Annotated in this window: 1 tRNA gene; it reads left to right on the forward strand. The window is 49.3% G+C overall.

The window, feature by feature from the left end:
* Nucleotides 1-91: 91 nt before the first annotated feature.
* A tRNA-Ile gene (locus tag TPRIMZ1_RS0115260) sits at nucleotides 92-165 on the forward strand.
* The last annotated feature ends 44 nt before the right edge of the window (nucleotides 166-209 follow it).

The raw sequence follows: 209 nt of genomic DNA on the forward strand, positions 1-209 counted from the left end.
GGGGGCAACCGGTATAACAGCCGGCGGTTCCCAAATCGGGCCGTATGGCCCACGACCTCTTCGTTCTTCCTCCTCCCTTTCCCTTTTTTTTGGGCCAGTAGCTCAGTTGGTTAGAGCACTGCTCTGATAAGGCAGGGGTCAATAGTTCAACTCTATTCTGGCCCATAAATGGAAAGCTGGCTTTAAAGCCTTTTGCTTTTCATTTTTTT

This window comes from Treponema primitia ZAS-1, from assembly GCF_000297095.1.
GTDB classification, from domain to species: domain Bacteria; phylum Spirochaetota; class Spirochaetia; order Treponematales; family Breznakiellaceae; genus Termitinema; species Termitinema primitia_A.